At 75.0% G+C, this 19,535-nt stretch carries 18 protein-coding genes; 14 read left to right on the top strand and 4 right to left on the bottom strand.

From position 1 onward, the window contains the following. Window positions 1-74: 74 nt before the first annotated feature. A complete protein-coding gene (locus ACFZCF_RS14320) occupies window positions 75-944 on the bottom strand; it encodes a PaaX family transcriptional regulator C-terminal domain-containing protein (RefSeq protein WP_388448097.1) in 870 nt (289 codons plus the stop codon). A 172-nt stretch (window positions 945-1,116) separates the two neighbouring features. Between ACFZCF_RS14320 and ACFZCF_RS14315 the strand changes: the two genes are divergently transcribed. The 5 genes from ACFZCF_RS14315 to ACFZCF_RS14295 all read left to right on the top strand — a co-directional run bounded on the left by ACFZCF_RS14315 (window position 1,117) and on the right by ACFZCF_RS14295 (window position 6,618). Then, a complete protein-coding gene (locus ACFZCF_RS14315; RefSeq protein ID WP_388448099.1) occupies window positions 1,117-2,052 on the top strand; it encodes an SDR family oxidoreductase in 936 nt (311 codons plus the stop codon). Window positions 2,053-2,090: 38 nt separating this feature from the next. Beyond that, entirely contained in the window at window positions 2,091-2,930 is an 840-nt protein-coding gene (locus ACFZCF_RS14310; protein WP_388448186.1) for an amidohydrolase family protein, read from the top strand. Window positions 2,931-2,940: 10 nt separating this feature from the next. Then, entirely contained in the window at window positions 2,941-4,479 is a 1,539-nt protein-coding gene (locus tag ACFZCF_RS14305) for an AMP-binding protein (protein ID WP_391286704.1), read from the top strand. 15 nt (window positions 4,480-4,494) lie between these two features. Continuing rightward, the gene (locus ACFZCF_RS14300) at window positions 4,495-4,950 is read left to right on the top strand and encodes a MaoC family dehydratase (protein ID WP_388448103.1); all 456 of its coding nucleotides are present in this window, start codon (window positions 4,495-4,497) and stop codon (window positions 4,948-4,950) included. Window positions 4,951-5,058: 108 nt separating this feature from the next. Next, complete coding sequence (locus ACFZCF_RS14295; RefSeq protein WP_388448105.1) at window positions 5,059-6,618, top strand: IclR family transcriptional regulator C-terminal domain-containing protein; 1,560 nt, start codon at window positions 5,059-5,061, stop codon at window positions 6,616-6,618. Window positions 6,619-6,625: 7 nt separating this feature from the next. Here ACFZCF_RS14295 and ACFZCF_RS14290 read toward each other — a convergent pair whose 3' ends face one another. Beyond that, complete coding sequence (locus ACFZCF_RS14290) at window positions 6,626-7,363, bottom strand: TetR family transcriptional regulator (protein WP_391286703.1); 738 nt, start codon at window positions 7,361-7,363, stop codon at window positions 6,626-6,628. Window positions 7,364-7,571: 208 nt separating this feature from the next. Here ACFZCF_RS14290 and ACFZCF_RS14285 point away from each other — a divergent pair, with 208 nt between their 5' ends. Beyond that, entirely contained in the window at window positions 7,572-9,206 is a 1,635-nt protein-coding gene (locus ACFZCF_RS14285; protein WP_391286702.1) for an amidohydrolase family protein, read from the top strand. A 43-nt stretch (window positions 9,207-9,249) separates the two neighbouring features. Here ACFZCF_RS14285 and ACFZCF_RS14280 read toward each other — a convergent pair whose 3' ends face one another. Then, complete coding sequence (locus tag ACFZCF_RS14280; protein ID WP_391286701.1) at window positions 9,250-10,386, bottom strand: substrate-binding domain-containing protein; 1,137 nt, start codon at window positions 10,384-10,386, stop codon at window positions 9,250-9,252. Window positions 10,387-10,527: 141 nt separating this feature from the next. On the opposite strand from ACFZCF_RS14280, the gene ACFZCF_RS14275 reads away from it, so the two are divergent. Genes ACFZCF_RS14275 through ACFZCF_RS14255 form a run of 5 tightly spaced genes read left to right on the top strand, consistent with a single transcriptional unit; the run spans window position 10,528 to window position 15,770 of the window. Next, on the top strand, window positions 10,528-12,165 hold the full coding sequence (locus tag ACFZCF_RS14275; RefSeq protein ID WP_391286700.1) for an ABC transporter substrate-binding protein: 1,638 nt from the start codon (window positions 10,528-10,530) through the stop codon (window positions 12,163-12,165). Continuing rightward, entirely contained in the window at window positions 12,162-13,112 is a 951-nt protein-coding gene (locus tag ACFZCF_RS14270) for an ABC transporter permease subunit (protein WP_391286699.1), read from the top strand. The genes ACFZCF_RS14275 and ACFZCF_RS14270 overlap by 4 nt, the downstream gene beginning before the upstream one ends. After that, the gene (locus tag ACFZCF_RS14265; protein ID WP_388448117.1) at window positions 13,112-13,981 is read left to right on the top strand and encodes an ABC transporter permease; all 870 of its coding nucleotides are present in this window, start codon (window positions 13,112-13,114) and stop codon (window positions 13,979-13,981) included. The genes ACFZCF_RS14270 and ACFZCF_RS14265 overlap by 1 nt, the downstream gene beginning before the upstream one ends. Window positions 13,982-13,986: 5 nt before the next feature. Further along, window positions 13,987-14,970 (top strand): oligopeptide/dipeptide ABC transporter ATP-binding protein, encoded by a 984-nt coding sequence (locus ACFZCF_RS14260; protein ID WP_391286698.1) that lies wholly within the window; start codon window positions 13,987-13,989, stop codon window positions 14,968-14,970. 8 nt (window positions 14,971-14,978) lie between these two features. Next, window positions 14,979-15,770 (top strand): ABC transporter ATP-binding protein, encoded by a 792-nt coding sequence (locus tag ACFZCF_RS14255; protein WP_388448188.1) that lies wholly within the window; start codon window positions 14,979-14,981, stop codon window positions 15,768-15,770. On the opposite strand, the gene ACFZCF_RS14250 is transcribed toward ACFZCF_RS14255, so the two are convergent. Next, window positions 15,765-17,285: an alpha/beta fold hydrolase gene (locus ACFZCF_RS14250; protein ID WP_391286697.1), complete on the bottom strand. Its 1,521-nt coding sequence runs from the start codon at window positions 17,283-17,285 to the stop codon at window positions 15,765-15,767. The two genes, ACFZCF_RS14255 and ACFZCF_RS14250, sit on opposite strands and share 6 nt — an antisense overlap. Before the next feature lie 112 nt (window positions 17,286-17,397). On the opposite strand from ACFZCF_RS14250, the gene ACFZCF_RS14245 reads away from it, so the two are divergent. The 3 genes from ACFZCF_RS14245 (at window position 17,398) to ACFZCF_RS14235 (ending at window position 19,523) form a co-directional block, all read left to right on the top strand. Then, window positions 17,398-18,309, top strand: a complete 912-nt coding sequence (locus tag ACFZCF_RS14245; RefSeq protein WP_388448123.1) for a MerR family transcriptional regulator — start codon at window positions 17,398-17,400, stop codon at window positions 18,307-18,309. Between the two features lie 181 nt (window positions 18,310-18,490). Beyond that, window positions 18,491-19,258, top strand: a complete 768-nt coding sequence (locus tag ACFZCF_RS14240; RefSeq protein ID WP_391286696.1) for a UTRA domain-containing protein — start codon at window positions 18,491-18,493, stop codon at window positions 19,256-19,258. 37 nt (window positions 19,259-19,295) lie between these two features. After that, the gene (locus ACFZCF_RS14235; RefSeq protein ID WP_030497738.1) at window positions 19,296-19,523 is read left to right on the top strand and encodes a ferredoxin family protein; all 228 of its coding nucleotides are present in this window, start codon (window positions 19,296-19,298) and stop codon (window positions 19,521-19,523) included. The last annotated feature ends 12 nt before the right edge of the window (window positions 19,524-19,535 follow it).

The raw sequence follows: 19,535 nt of genomic DNA, 5'->3' as shown, positions 1-19,535 counted from the left end.
CCGGCCGCGCCGGACAAGGTCAATGGTGTTGACGTAAGACCCGGGGGCGGTGCTCCGGTGGGGCGCGGGGCGCCTCAGGCCTGCGGGTCCCAGCGGTCGAGGAGGCCTTCCGCGATGCGGCGGGCGCCGGGGTCGTACCGGTCGGAGAGTGTCCGGAACGTGTGCTCGGCGGCCTCGGCCGGCCACTGGTCGGGGAGGTGCTCGGCGGGCAGGTACGGGTCGCGGCGGACGAGTTCCAGCCAGTCGGTGTGCAGCAGCAGCTGGCGTCCGAGGTCGTCGCGGGCTTCGGCGGGGGCGGGTTCGCCGTCGCCCCAACGGGCGAGGAAGGCGCGGTAGTCGGCGGCGATCGCGTCGAGGTCGAAGGCGGTGCGCAGGAGGGGGCCGGCCTCGGTCGGCGCGGCGGCCTGCCCGTGGAAGGCCCTGATACGGTCCCCGAGCCCGAGCTCCGCGGCGATCGGTCCGACGTCGACGCGGCCGGGCGCCGCCCACAGGCCGCTCTGGAGCGGGCCGAAGCCGGCCCAGACGAGCCGGGAGCGCAGGTCGTGCCGCTCCCGGCGCCAGGACTCGGGGAGCGAGAAGCCGACGAGGGTCCAGGTGCCGTCCCAGGCGTGGTTGACGGCGCCGGCGCGCCGGACGCGTTCCTCACCGTCGGCGAGGACGGTCGCGGCGCGGTCGGTCAGCGAGAAGTACATGCGGCGGCCGCGCCGGTGCCGCTCCAGGAGCCCCCGGCCGACCATGCGGGTCAGGGTGGAGCGGACGGCGTCCTCGCCGACGTCGGCGCGGGCGAGGGCGTCGATGACGCTCGCCGAGGAGAGCGCGGTGCCGGTGCCGAGCACATGGATGCCGAAGAAGCTCAGCATCAGGGACTGGGGGCGGGGCGCGGAGCCGCGTTCGGGGGCTTCGGGCGCGCTTTCCGGGGTGCGCTGCGGGGCGGGTGGGGTCACGGGGACAGCGTAGGCGGGCGGGGTCCGGGTGGACGGACCGGTCGACAAATATTCGGCATTTTATTGACCGCAGACGAGAATGTGCCTAGCTTTGGCGCCGCCGGTGCGTGAGCGAGGCGGCGATCCCGCGCCCCGCCCCCGGCGACCCTCGACCCACGGGAAGGACCCGTCCATGACTTCTCCCCAGGTGAACCCGGCGCCCCCGGTGGACCTCACCGGCAAGGTGGCCGTCGTCACCGGCAGCGGCCGCGGTCTCGGCCTCGCCTACGCCCGCGCCCTCGCCGCCGCCGGCGCGGCCGTCGTCGTCAACGACGTCGACGCGGACGCCGCCGCCACGGCCGTGAAGGAGATCACCGAGGCGGGCGGCCGGGCCGTCGCCGAGGTGGTCCCGGTCGGCGGGACGGAGGCCGCCGAGGCGCTCGTCGCACGCGCCGTCGACGCCTTCGGCCGCATCGACACGATGGTCACCAACGCCGGGGTGCTCCGCGACCGCGTGCTGTGGAAGATGACCGACGACGACTTCGACACCGTGGTCCGGGTCCATCTGCGCGGCACCTTCACCTGCGTCCGGGCCGCCGTGGAGCGCATGCGCGAGCAGGGCGACGGCGGCCGGATCGTGGTCGCCGGCTCCCCCGCCGGACAGCGCGGCAACTTCGGCCAGACCAACTACGCGGCCGCCAAGGCCGGCATCGCCGCCATGGTCCGCACCTGGGCGATGGAGCTGGGCCGCGCGGGCATCACCGCCAACGCCGTCATCCCGGTCGCCGCCACCGCCATGACCAAGACCATCCCGGTCTTCGCGCCGCACGTCGAGGCGCTGGAGCAGGACGGCACGCCGTTCCCCGACAGCCTGCGCAAGGGCGAGGGCTTCGGCACGCCCGAGGACGTCGCGGGCCTGGTGGCCTTCCTCGCCTCGGACGCCTCCGCCGGCGTCACCGGCCAGTGCATCGGCATCGGCGGCGACAAGCTGGCCCTCTGGTCGCACCCGCGGGAGATCGCGGTGGCGTACGCGGACGGCGGCTGGAGCGCGGAGGCGATCGCCGCCGCCTGGCCGGTGTCGGTCGGCCGCGCCCCGGAGTCCTACGGCATCCCCGCGCCGGTCCTGTGAGCGGCGCCGTGGACCTCGACGCGCTCGTCGCCATCGACATGCACGCCCACGCCGAGGTGTCCGCCAAGGGTGGGGCGTCGCTCTCGGCCGAGCTGGACGCCGCCGCAGGCGCGTACTTCAAGGCGGAGCACCGCCACCCCACGCTGCCGGAGATCGCCGCGTACTACCGCGAGCGGTCGATGGCCTGCGTGGTCTTCACGGTGGACGCGGAGTCCGCCACCGGCACCCCGCCGGTGCCGAACGAGGAGATCGCCGAGGCGGCCGCCGCGAATCCGGACGTGATCGTGCCGTTCGCGGGCGTCGACCCGTACAAGGGGAAGGCGGCGGTCCGTCAGATCCGGCGGCTCGTCGACGAGTTCGGGGTCAAGGGCTTCAAGTTCCACCCGAACCTCCAGGCCTTCCACCCCAACGACCGGATGGCGTACGCCCTGTACGAGGCCATCGAGGACGCGGGCGCGATCGCGGTCTTCCACACCGGGCAGACCGGCATCGGCGCGGGCGCGCCGGGCGGCGGCGGGATCCGGCTGAAGTACGCGAACCCGATGGACGTGGACGACGTCGCCGCGGACTTCCCCGGCATGCGGATCGTCCTCGCGCACCCGTCCTTCCCGTGGCAGGACGAGGCGCTCGCGGTCGCGACGCACAAGCCGAACGTGTACATCGACCTGTCCGGCTGGTCGCCGAAGTACTTCCCGCCGCAGCTCGTCCGCTACGCGAACAGCCTGCTGCAGGACAAGGTCCTCTTCGGCTCGGACTATCCGCTGCTGACGCCGGACCGCTGGCTCGCCGACTTCGCCGGCCTGCCGATCAAGGACGAGGTCCGGCCGAAGATCCTCAAGGAGAACGCGGCCCGGCTCCTCGGTCTCACCACCACCTGAGGGGGACTCCATGCGCAACCAGGGCATCGGATCCTGGCCGGCCCGCCGGAACCGGAGGACACCCCGCCGCACCGCCGTCCTCCACGAGGGGCGCGCGTACGACTACGCGACGCTCCACGACCGCTCCACCCGCCTCGCCCACGTCCTGCGGGGCGCGGGTGTGGGACGCGGGGACCGGGTCGCGTTCCTGGGCCCGAACCATCCCGCGTTCCTGGAGACGCTGTTCGCGTCCGGGATCCTCGGGGCGGTCTTCGTCCCGCTCAACAACCGCCTCACCGTCGCCGAGCTGGCCTTCCAACTGCACGACTCCGGCAGCCGGTTGCTGGTGCACGCGCGCCAGCCGGACGGAAAGGCCGCCGAACTGGCCGCGGCCGCCGGGCTCGACGCCCACGACGCCCTCCTCTCCGCCGAGGGCGGGGGCCCGGGCCGCCGTTACGAGGAGGTGCTGGCCGCCTCGTCGGCGGAGCCGATCGACGAGGAGGTGGGACACGACGACGTCTGCCTCATCATGTACACCTCGGGCACCACGGGCCGGGCCAAGGGCGCGGTCCTCACCCACGGGAACATCGTCTGGAACAGCCTCAACGTCGTCGTGGACACGGATCTCGCCGGGGACGAGGTCGCCCTCGTCGCCGCCCCGCTCTTCCACACCGGGGCCCTCAACATGAGCTGCCTGCCGACCCTCCTCAAGGGCGGCACGGTCCTCCTGGAGTCGGCCTTCGACCCGGAACGGGCCCTGCGGCTGATCGGACTCCACGGCGTCACCGCCCTGTTCGGCGTGCCGACGATGTACGACGCGATGGCCGCGGCCCCGGGCTGGCGGGACGCGGACCTCACCGGTCTGCGCCTCCTCCTGTGCGGCGGCGCGCCCGTCCCGATCCGGACCGCGCGGGCGTACCTGGAACGGGGGCTCGCCTTCGTCCAGGGATACGGGATGACGGAGGCGTCTCCCGGCGCGCTGGTCCTGGACCGCGCCGACTCGGCCCGCAAGGCCGGTACGGCGGGCGTGCCGCACTTCTTCACCGACGTCACCGTGCTCCGCCCGGACGGCACCGAGACGGCGCCCGGCGAGAAGGGCGAGGTCGTGGTCGCGGGGCCGAACGTGACCCCGGGCTACTGGAGGCTCCCCGGGGCGACCGCCGACGCCTTCCTCGACGGCGGCCGCTTCCGCTCCGGCGACGTCGCCACCGTCGACGTCGACGGCTACGTCACGCTCGTCGACCGCCTCAAGGACATGATCATCTCGGGTGGGGAGAACATCTACCCGGCCGAGGTGGAGGACGCCCTGCTCCGCCATCCCGACGTCGCCGAGGCCGCCGTCATCGGCGTCCCCGACGCCCGCTGGGGCGAGGTGGGCCGCGCGGTCGTCGTCCTCCGCCCCGGCACCGCCCCCACCGCCGAGGAGCTCCTCGCCCACCTCGGGGGCCTGCTGGCCCGCTACAAGCTCCCGCGGAGCGTCGTCCTCGCTCCCGAACTGCCCCGCAACGCCACCGGCAAGCTGCTGAAGGGCCCCCTCCGGGAGCACTACGGCAGCGACCCGGCCCACTGACCCCAGGAGAACCCCATGTCCCTCACCGTCCACGGCCTCGACGGGATCCGCGCCCGGGCCGGCGCCGACCTCGGCCACAGCTCCTGGGTGGAGATCGCCCAGTCCCGCGTCGACACCTTCGCCGACGCCACCGACGACCACCAGTGGATCCACGTCGACGCGGAACGGGCGGCGAGCGGCCCGTTCGGCGGCACCATCGCCCACGGATACCTCACCCTCTCCCTCCTCATCCCCATGTGGAGCGAGCTCCTCCAGGTCGAGGGCGTGTCGATGGCCGTCAACTACGGCCTGAACAAGGTCCGTTTCCCCTCCCCCGTCCGCGTCGGCTCGAAGATCCGCGCCCACGGCCGCGTCGCCTCCGTCGACGACGTCCGCGGCGGCGTGGAGGTCACCGTCGACCTCACCGTGCAGATCGACGGCTCCGACAAGCCGGCCTGCGTCGCCCAGGCGGTGTACCGCTTCTACGCCTGACCCCACCGCGCCCTGCCGGGGCGGGCGTCCCGCGCGGACGCCCGCCCCTCGGGCGTGCCCGCAGGCCGGGTACGGTGCTCCCGCGCGCTGCGGAGGGAGGGAGAGGGCATGACGACGAGGCCGGCCGAGGTCGTCGGGCCGCTGGAGCGGGGGCTCGCCGTGGTGCGGGCCGTGGTCGCCGGGGACGGCGGCCGGCGCGGGATCGGGGAGGTGGCACGGGAGACGGGGCTCGCACGGGCCACCGTGGACCGGATCGCGACCACCCTCACGGTCCTCGGGGTGCTGCGGACCGAGGGACGCGACCTGCTGCTCGCGCCCGGGGCCGCCGAGCTCGGCAACGCCTATCTGGACTTCTGCGGGCTGCCCGCGCTCCTCGGGCCGCACGCCGCCGCGCTCGCCGAGCGGCTCGACGAGCCGGTGTCGCTGGCCGTGCCCGACGGGGGCGGGGTGCGCTTCCTGGCGCAGGCGAGCAGGCGACGGGCCCTGGCGTTCGCGTTCCGGCCCGGGGACCTGCTGCCGGCCGAGCGGTGCGCGCCCGGCGCGCTGTTCGCCGCCGAGGAGGGCGGTCCGGGCGGGGACGGCGGGTTCGCGGAGCGGGTGCGGCGGGCGCGTGAGCGGGGCGTGGCCGTGGACGACCAGCTGATCGAGCCGGGGCTCGTCTCCGTCGCCCTGCCCGTACGGGATCCGGCCGGGTCCGTCGTCTGCGCGGTGAGCGTCGTCAGTCACACCAGCCGGCACGACGCCGCCGCCCTGGAGGCGCTCGCCCTGTCACCCCTGCGGGAGACCGTCGCGGCGATGGAGGCGGCGCTCGCCCTCGGAGCCGTACCACCGGAGGCGGAGCCTCGGGCGGTGGTGCCCACCGGGGGTGCGCCGAAGGAGGAGCTGGGGGCCGGGTTCCTCCGGTCACTGGCCCGGGGGCTCGACGTGCTGCGCGCCTTCGGGGCCGTCCGCGGGCCCGCCCGGCTCACCGATCTCGCGCGCCTCGCGGGGCTGCCCCGGGCGACCGCCCGGCGGTCGCTGATCACCCTGTGCCACCTGGGGTACGTGCGCGAGGACCCCGGCGGTTTCGTGCTCCTGCCGCGCGTCCTGGAACTCGGCCACGCCCGGCTCGCCGCGCTCACCCTGCCCGAGATCGCCACCCCGCACCTGGTCCGCCTGGTGCGGACGGTGCGGGAGTCGGCGTCGGTGGCGGTGCTCGACGGGGACGACATCCGGTACGTGGCACGGGTCGCCGGCAGCCGGATCATGCGCATCGACATCGTGGTGGGCACCCGGCTGCCCGCCTACGCCACCTCGATGGGGCGGGTGCTGCTCGGCGCCCTGCCGGCGGCCGAACGGGACGGGCGGCTCGGCCGGATCACGCCGGAGGCGCTGACGCCTCGCACCCTGACCGGTCCCGGTGAGCTGCGGGAGGCCGTGGCGGTGACCGCCGAACGGGGCTTCGGCTGGGTGGAGGAGGAGCTGGAGGAAGGGCTGCGATCGATCGCGGTTCCGGTGCGCGACGGCGCCGGCCGGGTGGTCGCCGCGCTCAACATCGCCCTGAACGCGGGCCGTTGCCGACCCGAGGAGAGCCTCGCGGCGGTCCTTCCGCAGTTGCGGGAGACGGCTGGACTGATCTCGGCCGATCTGGCGGCGGTGGGGCGGCACACGCCGGTGCCCGTTTCCTGACGTCCATTCAGGAGCGGTTCGCTCGGGTGCGTCTCGGGCTCCCCGCCGCGTCCGGGTGCAGGGTCTCCAGGGCCGTCAGCATGAGCTCCAGGGCGAACGGGTAGCCGCTGTCGCGCATGTCGGCCACGAGGAGGGGGAACGTCGCCGCGATGTGCGGATGGGTCTCGGCCGGGAGGCGGCCGTAGACTTGCCCCCACACCTCGCGGTCCGCCTCCCCCGCCGCCCGCGGCAGCGCGGCCGCGGCCGCGTCCTGGGCGGCGAAGGCCAACGCCTGGTCCACGAAGGCGTGGTAGACGCGGACGGCCAGCGGATCCGGGAAGCCGCCGTCGCGCAGGATGCCGAGGATCTTCTCGACCGCCCGCGTCTCGTGCGGGCGGCCGGTCGTGCGGTGCGCGGCCAGCAGGGCGGCCTGCGGCTGGGCCAGGTACGAGCGGTGGATGCGCAGGCCCATCGCCCGCAGGTCGGTCCGCCAGTCGCCGGTCGCCTCCCAGCCCTCCTGCGCCCGCCCGATGAGCTCGTCGGCGATCGCGAGGAGCAGCGCGTCGGTGTTGCGGAAGTAGCGGTAGAGGGCGCTGGGGTCGGCGCCGAGGGCCGCGCCCAGCCTGCGTACGGAGAGGGCTTCGGCGCCGTGCTGGGCCACGAGGCGCAGCGCGGTGTCGACGATGAGCCGTTCGGAGAGGACGGCGCCCTGCTTGGTGGGGCGGCGGCGCCGGCGGCTGTCTTCGGGGACGACACGTGCGGACATGGCCGGGACCTTACGTCAACACCATTGACGTGTAAACGGCTCGCGGGCTTCCATGGCGCCCGTCAGCCGTGCGGCGGCGCCGGTGCGATCCGGTGGCCGCGGCCGGCCCGGACTCCGTCCGACGCCCGCCGCGGGGCATCCCCCGCCCGGCGGCCGGCGTCGCCCGCCCCGCGCCCGCCCCGGCGCGGCCGCACGCAAGGGAGCTGGTATGCCCCAGGCCGATCTGGTCTTCACCGGAGGTCCCGTCCTCACCCTGGATCCGGCACGGAGCCGGGCCACCTCGCTCGCCGTCACCGGCGACCGGATCACGGCCGTCGGCCACGACGAGGTGCGCGAGCTGATCGGCCCCGGCACCGAGGTGGTGGACCTGGCGGGCCGGCTGCTGCTGCCCGGTTTCCAGGACGCCCACATCCACGCCGTCGGCGGCGGCGCCGAGCTCGCCGAGTGCGACCTCACCGAGAGCGTCGACGTGGCGGAGTACCTCGCGAGGATCCGCGCGTACGCGCAGGCCCACCCCGACCGGGAGTGGGTCACCGGTGGCGGCTGGTCGATGGAGAGCTTCGCGGGCGGTCTGCCGACGCGGCAGCTGCTCGACGCGGTGGTCCCCGACCGGCCGGTCCTGCTGTCGAACCGGGACCACCACGGCGCCTGGGCGAACACCCGGGCCCTGGAACTGGCCGGGCTCACCGCCGCGACCCCCGACCCGGCGGACGGCCGGATCGAGCGGGAGGCCGACGGCACCCCGAGCGGCATGCTCCAGGAGGGCGCCACCGGTCTGGTCTCTCGCCTGGTGCCGGCGAGCACCGCCGAGGACCGGCTCGCGGGGCTGCTGCGGGCGCAGCGGCTGCTGCACTCGCTGGGCGTGACGGGCTGGCAGGACGCCCTGCTCGGCTCGTTCAACGGCATGCCCGACCCGTCGGACGCCTATCTGACGGCGGCGAAGGACGGTTCGCTGACCGCCCGGGTGACGGGTGCGCTGTGGTGGGACCGCGAGCGCGGGGCCGAGCAGATCGCCGAACTGGTGGACCGCCGGGAGCGGTTGACCTCGGGGCTGTTCCGGGCAGGTTCGGTCAAGATCATGCAGGACGGCATCGCGGAGAACTTCACGGCCGCGATGACCGCCCCGTACCTCGACGGCTGCGGTTGCGCGACCGGCAACACCGGTCTCAGCTTCGTCGACCCGGAGGCGCTGCGCGGGTACGTCGCCGAGCTCGACGCGCTCGACTTCCAGGTGCACTTCCACGCGCTCGGCGACCGGGCGGTGCGGGAGGCCCTCGACGCGGTGGAGGCGGCCGTCGCGGCGAACGGCCGTCGCGGCAACCGTCACCACCTCGCCCACCTCCAGGTCGTGCACCCCGCCGACGTCCCCCGGTTCGCCGCGCTCGGCGCCATCGCCAACATCCAGCCGCTGTGGGCGGCGCACGAGCCGCAGATGGACGAACTGACCATCCCGTTCCTCGGCGAGGAGCGGGCCGCCTGGCAGTACCCGTTCGGTTCGCTACTGCGGTCCGGGGCGACGCTGGCGGCCGGCAGCGACTGGCCGGTCTCCAGCCCGAACCCGCTGGAGGGCATCCACGTCGCCGTGAACCGCCGCGGCCCGGAGTCCCCCGACGGCAAGGTCTTCTACCCGGAGGAGCGCATCGACCCGCTCTCCGCGCTCACCGCGTACACGGCCGGAGCGGCGCACGTGAACGGTCACGACGACGCGGGCAGCCTGATCGCCGGCCACCTCGCCGACCTCGTGGTCCTCGACCGGGACGTGCTGGCCGCGCCGGCCGACGAGATCGCCGAGGCCCGCGTGGAGCGCACGTACGTCGGCGGGCGGCTGGTGTACGAGGGCTGACGGGGCTGCCCGGACCCGGGGTCCGCGTCCCCTCCGGGCGCGTCTACCCCACCCGCACCGACGACCCCCGCACCTCCAGCCTGACCGGCACGAGCGCCCCGCCGGTCTCCTGGAGCCCCTGCTCCAGCACCGCGACGAGGTGGGCGATCCCCGCCTCGGCGACGGCGTCGGGGCGGAGGCTGAGGGTGGTCACCGGCGGCTGGGTGTGCAGGGCGGTCTCGTCCTCGCCGACGCAGACGAGGAGGAGGTCGCCGGGCACGTCGTAGCCGTGCCGGCGGGCCGCGTCGAGGACGAGCGGCGGGCTGGCCTCGGCGACCACCAGGAGCGCGTCGGGCCGGTCGGCTCCGGTGCCCAGGGCGGTCTCCACGGCCTGGATCACCGGTCCGTTGCCGGGTTCGGCGGCGCGTACGGTCCGTTCCGGCAGTCCGTGCGCGGCGCACCAGGCCCGGTGCGCGGCCTCCACCTCGCGGTGGAAGCGGGTGGTGCTGTCCGGGACGACGAGGACCGGGCGACGGGCGCCCTGGGCGTGGAGATGGCCCAGGGCCTCCTCGACGGCGGCGGCCGCGTCGACGTCCACCCAGTGGGCGCCGGGACGGCCCTCCACGGACCGGTCGCTGAAGACCGGGATGCGGGCGGCGAGCAGGTCCTCGACGATCCGGTCGTCGGCGACGGGGTCGGCGACGACCACGGCGTCGAGGGGCAGCGCCGCCCACTCGCTCTGCAGCGAGCCGGCGGGCAGCAGCACCAGCGCGTAGCCGCGTGCGAGCGCGGTGGCGGCGGTGGCGCCGGTGAGCCGGGCGAAGTACGGCGACTCCAGGAAGGTCCACGGGGTGTCGGCGAGTTCGCCGACCACGTAGCCGATGAGCCGGGCCCGTCCCGCGCGCAGCTGGCGCGCGGTGGCGTTGGGCCGGTAGCCCATGCGGCGCGCGGTCTCGCGGGCCTTCTCCCGCACCCCGGGGGAGAGCCGGCCGGTGCCGTTGAGGGCCGCCGACACCGTGGTCTTGGAGAGGCCGGCCTCGCGGGCGACGTCGACGAGCCGGACGCGGGGTGGGGCCTGCGGCGCCGGGGCGGTCGCCCGGCCACCGCCCGGGTGTCGTCCCCCCGTCCCGCCGCCCTCCCGTCCCGCGGGGTGCCCGCCACGCTCCGGGGTCGCTCCGACATGCTTTGAGGCTTCGGTCATGGTGCTGATGCTGCCATCCCGCTGACCTCGGGAAAACCGTTCCCGCAAACCTGCCGGAACCCTTGTGCGGGAACGTTCCCGCATCAATACTCGCTGCATCCCCCAGCGCCCGTCACTACACCCGTAAAGGGGTGGGTCTGCATGCGCACGCCCAGATTCATCGCATTCGTCTGTACCGCCGCCGTCGCGGCCTCCCTCACCGCCTGCTCCGGCGCCACGCAGCCGCGCCAGGGCGCCGGCAACGGGGCCGACCACAAGGTCTCCCCCACCTCGCCGGCCGCCAAGGGCCCGCTCGACTCCTTCACGTGGTCGCTGTACGCGGAGCCGTACACGCTCGACTACGCCCTGGCGTACGACTACCCGCCGAACACCGTCCTCGCCAACGTCTGCGAGCAGCTGCTGCGGGTCACCCCCGACCTCAGGATCGAACCCGGCCTCGCGGTGAAGTGGTCGCGCCCCGACCCGCGGACCCTCGTCTACACCCTGCGATCCGGCGTCAGGTTCCACGACGCCACGGTGATGACCGCGGACGACGCCGTCGCCTCCCTGAAGCGGCACATGGACCCGGCCACCGGCTCCCCGTGGGGCTCCGCCTTCAAGACCGTCGAGTCCATCGAGAAGACCGGCCCGCTGGAGGTGACGATCCGGCTCGGCAAGGCCGACGCGCTCTTCCACGAGATGCTCGCCGCCTCCCCCGGCACCGTCGTCAGCGCCGCCTCCCTCACGAAGGAGGGCAAGGAGTACGGCACCCCCGAGGGCGAGCTGAACTGCACCGGCCCCTACGCGCTGGAGAAGTGGGCGCAGGGCGACAGCATCACCCTGAAGAAGCACGCCGCCTACTGGGACGGGAAGCTCAGCCCCAAGTCGGAGTCGGTGCGGTTCACCTTCGTCGAGGACGCCGCGGCCCGCGCCAACGCCTTCCTCTCCGGCACCGCCGACGGCGGTTACCTGGTGCCGTCCTCCTCCTTCGCCCAACTGCGCACCAGCGGCAAGGGCTCGCTCCTCTTCGGCCCCAACACGGCCGCCGCCGACCTGGCGGTCACGAACTTCAAGGGCGCCCTCGGCGACGTGCGGGTCCGCCGGGCGCTGTCGATGGCGCTCGACCGGAAGAACATCGTGAAGGCCGCCGCCGGAGGGGTCGGCGTCCCGGCCAAGGCCCCCGCCGCGCGCGGCGCCTGGTCGCTCGTCCCGGAGAAGACGGCCGCGCTCTACGACACGCTGCCCGAGCCCGTCCACGACGTGGCGGCGGCGAAGAAGCTGGTCGAGGAGGCCGGCGCCACCGGCAGGAGGGTGACCCTCGCGACCAGCTCGATGGCCCCCGAGATCAGCGTCGTCGCCCACGCCGTGCAGGACGCCGGCCGCCGGATCGGCCTGGACGTGAAGCTGCGGCCGGTCTCCCCGGACGCGTACAGCAGCATCTTCGTGGACCCGGCCGCCCGCGACGGGCTCGACCTGGTCATCACCAACGGCTACGACAACACCCCGGACCCGCTGGAGTTCTACCAGTACCTGCGCACCGGGGACTTCGGGAACTACGGCAACTGGTCCGACGCCGAGTACGACCTCGCCTTCGACCGCGCCAACACCGAGTACGACCCGGTCAAGCGCGCCGAACTGACCGCCGAGGTGCAGGAGATCGCCCTGCGCGAGCTGCCGGTCATCCCGGTGTACGAGGCGCCCTACTCGGTCTTCCTCGGCAAGCGGATCACCGGCGCGCCGACCGGCATCGCCCAGCTCTACTACCCGTGGGCCGCGACGATCGGGGCCGCGCAGTCATGACCCGCTTCCTCGTCGGCCGGCTCCTCGGCCTGGTGGCGGTGCTGTTCGTGACCTCGCTCGTCGTCTTCGGCACCGTCCACCTCGCCCCCGGTGATCCGGTCACCTTCCTGCTGCACGGCCGCCCCGCGACCCCCGAGGCCGTGGCGGCGTTGCGTGCCGAACACCACCTGGACGAGCCGCTGGTGGTCCAGTACGGCACGTGGCTCGGGGGCGTCCTCGGCGGCGACCTGGGCCGCTCGGCCCAGTACCACCAGGACGTCACCGCGCTCCTCGGTTCGCGGCTGCCCGGCACCGCCCTCCTCGTCGGGTACGCGGCGCTGCTCGTCGCCGTCCTCGGTGTCGGCGCGGGCGTCCTCGCCGCGCTGCGCCCCGGCCTGGTCGACAGGACCGTCCTCATCGGCACGGGCGTGGCCACCGCCACCCCGTCCTTCGTCACCGCGATCGCCCTGGTCTCGGTCTTCTCGGTGCGGCTGGGCTGGTTCCCCGGGCCGGGCGGCGGGGCCGCCGACGGCCTGGGGCCACGGCTCCACCAGCTGACGCTGCCGGCCGTCGCGCTCGCCCTCACCTTCGCGGGCCTGCTCGCCCGGGTGACGCGCTCGGCGATGCTGGACGAACTGGGGCGCGAGCACGTGGAGGTGGCCCGCGCGCGGGGCGTGGCCGGCCGGACCGTGGTCCGCCGGCACGTGCTGCGGAACGCGCTCGGTCCGGTCGTCACCGTCGGCGGCACCATGCTGGCCGGGCTGCTGATCAGCACCGCCATCGTGGAGACCGCCTTCGACGTGCCCGGACTCGGCTCCCTGCTCGTGCAGTCGGTGACCGCCCAGGACTTCGCGGTCGTGCAGGCGGTCACCCTGCTCAGCGTGGCGGCGTTCGTCCTCGTCAACCTCGCGGTCGACCTCCTCGCCCCTCTCATCGACCCCCGTCTCTCCCCCGGGGAAGGCTCCTGATGACCACCACCCTCACCACGGTGCCGTACCGCAGGCCCGGCCTGCGGAGGCTGCGCCTCCTCGGGCAGGGTCCGCTCTTCACGGCCTCGGTCGCGGTGCTCGCCGCGCTCGTCCTCGTCGCCGTGTGCGCGCCGCTGATCGCCCCGTACGACCCCGAGGCCCTGGATTTGGGAGCCGGCCTGGTCGGCACCTCCGGCGACCACCTCCTCGGCACCGACCAGTCCGGGCGCGACATCCTGTCCCGGCTGCTCCACGGCGCCCGCACGGGCCTCCTCGGACCGCTCCTCGTGGTCGCCGTCTCCACCCTGCTCGGCACCCTCCTCGGTGTGGTGGCGGCCTGGCGCGGCGGCTGGGCGGACACGCTGCTGTCCCGGGCGATGGACCTGGTGTTCTCCGTCCCTGGGCTGATGCTGGCGATCCTGCTCGTCGCCGTCACCGGCCCCGGCATGACCGCCCCCGTGATCGCCATGGCCGTCGCGTACACCCCGTACGTGGGGCGCCTCGTGCGCGGCATCGCCCGCCAGGAGAAGGCGCGGCCGTACATCGAGGCGTACGTGGTGCAGGGCTGGTCCGGCTGGACGGTCTGCGTCCGGCACCTGCTGCCGAACATCGCGCCGACGGTCTTCGCGCAGTCGGCGATGAACTTCGGTTACGCGCTGATGGACCTGGCCGCGCTGTCGTTCCTCGGCTTCGGCGTGCAGCCGCCCACGGCCGACTGGGGAGCCATGATCAACGAGGGACAGGGCGCCGTGCTCCAGGGCGCGATGCTGCCCGCCCTCGCGCCGTCCGTGTGCGTCGTGCTCGCGGTCGTCGCCTTCGGCATCGTCGGCGAGGGCCTCGCCGACCGCGTCGCCCGTCGGGAGAAGTGAACCCCATGACCCAGCAGACACCCCCGCCCGTCCTGGAGATCGACGGCCTCGGACTGCGGCTCCCCGAGGACCGGGCCGCCCGGCCGATCCTCGACGGCGTCAGCCTGACCGTGCGCGCCGGGGAGACCGTCGGCCTGGTCGGCGAGTCCGGCTCCGGCAAGTCCGTCGCCTGCCGCAGCGTCCTCGGGCTGCTGCCCAAGGGGGCCCGCGCCAGTGGGGAGGTCCGGGTGAACGGCGCCGACGTCCTCACCATGGACCGGGCGCGGCTCGCCGCGCTGCGCGGCCGGGAGGTCGCCATGGTCTTCCAGGACCCGCGCGCCTCCGTCAACCCGCTGCGCCGGGTCGGCGACTTCCTCACCGAGGGCCTGCGCGCCACCGGCACCCCGGCGGCGAAGGCCACCGCCCGCGCCGAGGAACTCCTCGCCGCGGTCGGCATCCGGGATCCGCGCGGGGCGCTGCGCCGCCACCCGCACCAGTTCTCCGGCGGCATGCTCCAGCGGGTCGTGATCGCCGCCGCGCTCGCCGCCGAGCCGGCGCTGCTCGTCGCCGACGAGCCCACCACCGCCCTGGACGTGACCACCCAGGCCGAGGTCGTGTCGATCCTGGCGCGGCTCCGGGCCGAGCGGGGCACCGGCATGCTCTTCGTCACCCACGACCTGGAGCTGGCCTCGGCGATCTGCGACCGGGTGTACGTGATGTACGCGGGCCGGATCGTGGAGACCCGCGCCACCGGCGAGCTGTTCGACCGCCCCCGCCACCCGTACACCGCCGGTCTGCTGGCCTGCACGCCCCGGATCGAGGCCGGCGCGCCCGCGCCGCGCGCGATCCCGGGCCGTCCGGTGTCGCTGGCGGAGTCTCCGCCCGGCTGCGCCTTCGCGGCCCGCTGCGCGCACGCGGTGGCGCGGTGCGGGGAGGAGAGGCCCGAACTGGAGCGCCACGGCGAGGGGTTCGCCGCGTGCCTCCGAGCCGACGAAGGGATCTCGCTGTGACGACGACGATGGAGACGGGGCTCGTCGTGGAGGGCCTGCGGAAGCGGTACGGCGACCATGTCGCCGTCGACGGGGTGTCGTTCGCGCTCCCGGCGGGGGGCTCGCTCGCGATCGTCGGCGAGTCCGGCAGCGGCAAGACGACCACGGTGCGGATGCTGGTCGGCCTGGAACGGGCCGACGGCGGCGCGGTCCGGCTCGACGGCCGCGACCGTTCAGCCCGCGCCCGGGGCCGGGCCGAACGGCTCGCCCGGGCCCGGGAGATCCAGATGGTCTTCCAGGACCCCTACCTGTCGCTCGACCCGAGGATCCCGGTGCGCGGCTGTCTCGACGAGGTGCTGCGCCTGCACACCCCGCTGGACGCCGCCGCCCGCGAGGCCCGGGTCGCCGAGCTGCTGGACCGGGTCGGACTCGGGGCCCGGGAGGCCTCCGCGCTGCCGCGCGGTCTCTCCGGCGGGCAGCGCCAGCGCGTCGCGATCGCCCGCGCGCTGGCGGTGGAACCGCGGGTGCTGGTGCTCGACGAGGCGGTCGCCGCGCTCGACGTGTCGATCCAGGCGCAGATCCTGGAGCTGCTGCGGGAGATCCGCCGCGAGGCCGGCATCGGCTACCTCTTCGTCACCCACGACCTGGCGGTGGTGCGGCACGTCGCGGACGACGTACTCGTCCTCAGATCGGGCCGGGTGGTGGAGGCGGGTTCGGCCGACCGCGTCCTGAGCGAACCCGAACACCCTTACACTCGGCTCCTGTTGGGTTCGGTGCCGCGCAGGGGCTGGGACCCGGCCCAGGTGGCCGGCCGGTCATGAGGTCGTGGTGCCGTCGGGGGGCGGCGCCACGGTCCCGGCCGGTCGCGCCGCGCCGTTCACCCGGTGCAGCACGGCCCGGACGGCGCGGCCGACGGCGTCCCGCGAGGCGTCGGTGCGATCGAGTGCCTCGAAGCCGTGCCGCCCTTCGGGCACGTCGACGATCTCGACGTCGGAGCCGTGCTTCCCCGCGGCGGCGAGGAACGCCTCCACCGTCGCCGCGAACGCCGGGTGCTCCCGCCCGGCGCGCACCAGGACCACGGGGAGCGGCCCCGCGCCCGCGAGCGCGTCGACGGGCCGGAAGCGGGACTCGACGGTCTCCCAGCCGGGCGGGGCGGCGAGGACGGGGTAGGAGAGGGCGAGGCAGCGGAGCCACGCCGGGGGCGACGCCAGCCAGTGCGCGGCGAGCAGTCCGCCGCCGGAGAAGATCCAGAGCGCGATGCGGTCGGGGTCGACCGCGGGATGGGCACGGAGCCGTTCGAGGGCCTCGGTGACGTCGTCGGCGGCCCGGGCGTAGTCGGTGAGGGCGTACAGCCGGTGGTCCACGGTGGCGCCGACGACGCCGAGGCCGGCCAGATGGCGGGCGTAGCCCCGGTAGAAGGGGGTGTCGCGCGGGGTGGGGACGCGGTCGGCGTCGACGGGCCCGCCGTGGACGAGGAGGACGGCCGGCCACCGCCCCTCCGTGTCGGGCGGGTACACGTCCAGGCGTCCGTGCCGCTCGTACGGCACCTCCGGCGTGGGCAGCAGGAACTCCTGCTGCTCGTAGGAGGGCAAGTCCTCTCCCAGGGTGATGCGGCGCCCCTCGCCCGAGGCGGCCCGCAGGAGCAGGTCGGCGAGTTCGGCCGGATGCGACAGCATCGGCCAGTGCCCGGCGGCGAGTTCGAGGAAGGCGTAACCGGGCCCGGCCAGTTTCCGGAACCGCGGCGGGCCGGTGCGGACCAGCATCTCGACGACGTCGACGCCCGGCCCGTCACCCGTGCACATCACCGCGGCGGCCGGCACCCGGTCGAGGCCGCCGCCGAGCCGGAGGGGTTCGGTGAGGGTGCGGGCCGGCTGCGGCACCGCGAGCCGGTCCAGGAGGGCCAGGTCCTCGGCGGTGAGCCCGTCGAGGCTCCCCCAGCGTGCCCACGCGCGCCCCCGGGGCGGCGGCAGCGGCGAGGTGTCGTGGCCGAGGCGGGCGCGGACCTCCTCGTCGCGGACGAGCAGCAGGGCCGGGTCCCCGTCCGAGGGGAGCCCGGCGGCCACGTACACCACCCGGGAGACGCGGTCCGCCCTGCGGTCGGCGGCGCCGAGGACGGGGTGGATGCCGTAGTCGTGTCCGACCAGGACGACGTCCGGCTCGTCGGTCCGGTCGAGGAGCGCGGTCAACTCCTCCACGTGCGTGCCGAGTCCGGCCTCAGGTCCGCCGTCCAGGGTCACCGGAAGGACCGCGGCCCCCGCCTCCCGCAGCCGCTCCGCGACCCCGTCCCACACCCATCCGCCGGTGAACGCGCCCCCCACCAGTACGAACGTCGTCATCGTCGCCTCCTCGCGTCTCGTGGCCCCAGCGGCCTCCGGCAGACTAGGAACTCCCCCTGGGGGAGATTCCACCCCGGACGCGGACGGCCGGGGCAGGCGGCGGAGGTGCGGGGTGACGGGCGCGGACGACGGGACGTGGAGCATCGGCGAGCTGGCCGGGCGGGCCGGGGTGACGGTGAAGACCGTCCGCTACTACTCGGACCGGGGGCTGCTCCCGGAGGCCGGGCGCAGTGGCGGCGGCCACCGGCGGTACGGCCCCGGCGCGCTGGTCCGGCTGCGGGAGATCCGCTCGCTGCGCGCCCTGGGCCTGGCCGTGCCGGAGGTGGCGCGGGCCCTCGAGGACGAGGGCCGGCTGGCGGACGTGGTGGCCGGGGAGCTGCGGGGCGTGGCGCGCGAGCGGGCGGCGCTGGCGTGGCGGGAGGCGTCGCTGCGGCTCCTCGCGGAGTGCGAGGGTGCCGAACGCGCCGAGCTGCTGCCGTTGCTGGGGGCCGGTGAGCTGCCGCCGGACACGGACGCCGTGGTCCGGTTCTGGCGGCGTTCGCTGCCGGTGCGGCTGCCGTCGCCCCTGGTGACCCGGGTGCTGGACGAGGTGGTGCCGCTGCCGCCGGACGACCCGACGCCCGACCAGGTGCGGGCCTTCGCGCTGCTGCGCGGCCTGGTGTCGGACCCGCGGCCGGAGCGGGCGCCGGGCCCGCCGCTGCCGGGCGAGCGGTACCGGGCGGCGGTCCTGTACGAGGGGCTGGCGGAGGCGTACGACCTGGCGGGCGCGGAGGTGCTGGCCGGTCGGCCGCCCGCCGGGCGGGGCGTCCTGGACTGCTTCGCCGAGGCGTACGCCCGGGCCCTCGGCGAGTCGGACTCCCCCGCCTTCCGCGGCCGCCTCGCCGGTCTGCTGGCCCGGGAGGAGACGACGGTGATGGCCCGCTACTGGAAGCTGGCCGCCGTTCTCCTCCCTCCGGACCGCCCGCCCCTCGGCCTGCTGCACCACCACCTCACGCGGGCGCTGTCGGAGCCACGCGCCGCCTGAGGGCACGGGCCGCCGGGTGTTCGGATGCTGGGCGGCCGACCGTCCGCCTGATGGGCACGAGGGTGGCGGATGTCCGCCCCGCCGATGCGTCCTCGCAGGTCAGCGCCGTACGCGGCGGGCTTCCGGTGGCGCAATACTGCGGCAACACCATCGGGGCCGTACCCCGGTTACGTTCCCTGCCATGCCCGCCGAACGCACCCCCACCGCCCTCCCGGTCGCCGCCGCCCGCCGTCGCCGGCTGCGCGCGGACCGGGCCCGGCAGCTCGCCGACCTGCTGCGGCACCAGATCCTGACCGGCGCCTTCGCCCGCGGGGTGCTGCCGCTGGAGGACGTGCTCGCCGCCGATCACCACACCAGCCGGAACACCGTGCGGCAGGCCCTCGACCTGCTGCGCGGCGAAGGCCTGGTGGAGCGGCAGCCCGGGGTCGGGACGGTCGTCGTCGGCGAGAAGTACCCGCACGGCCTGGACCGGCTCCAGGGCCTCGCCGAGACGCTGCGCGAGCACGGCACGGTCACCAACGAGGTACGGAACCTGGGTCCCGTGCGGGCGCCGGGCCCGGTGGCCCACCGGCTCGGCCTGCCGGACGGCGCCGACGTGCTGTGCGTGGAGCGGCTGCGCCGGCTCGGCGGGCTGCCGCTGTCGCTCGACCTGTCGTACCTGCCGATGGACATCGGCGCCGGACTCCTCGGCTGCGACCTGGAGCACACGGACGTGTTCCGGCTCCTGGAGCAGCTGACGGGCGGGCCGCTCGGCCACGCCGACATCACCCTGGAGGCGGTGAACGCCGACGCGCACGCGGCGGCGGTCCTCCAGGCCCCGCGCGGCGCCGCCCTGCTGCTCCTCGAACGGCTCACCCATCTGCCGTGCGGCCGGCCGGTGGACCTGGAGTTCATCCGCTTCCGCGGCGACCGGATCACCATGAGCGGCGTCCTGCGCCGCTCCCTCTGACCGACCCCCTCACCCCCACTTTCACCCTGGAGCCCCCATGCCTCTGGTGCCCCAGCGCGCCGACGTGCCCGTGACGATCGACGAGTCCCGTTGCATCGACGGCTGCACCCTCTGCGTCGACATGTGCCCGCTGGACTCGCTCGCGATCCGCGAGGAGGACGGCAAGGCCTACATGCACGTGGACGAGTGCTGGTACTGCGGTCCGTGCGCCGCGCGCTGCCCCACCGGCGCGGTCACCGTCAACATGCCCTACCTGCTCCGCTGAAAGGCCCAACTG

Source organism: Streptomyces sp. NPDC007945 (genome assembly GCF_042958885.1).
Classification (GTDB): domain Bacteria; phylum Actinomycetota; class Actinomycetes; order Streptomycetales; family Streptomycetaceae; genus Streptomyces.
Note: the sequence above shows the minus strand (reverse complement) of the source record. Positions and strands in the feature narration are given on the sequence as shown.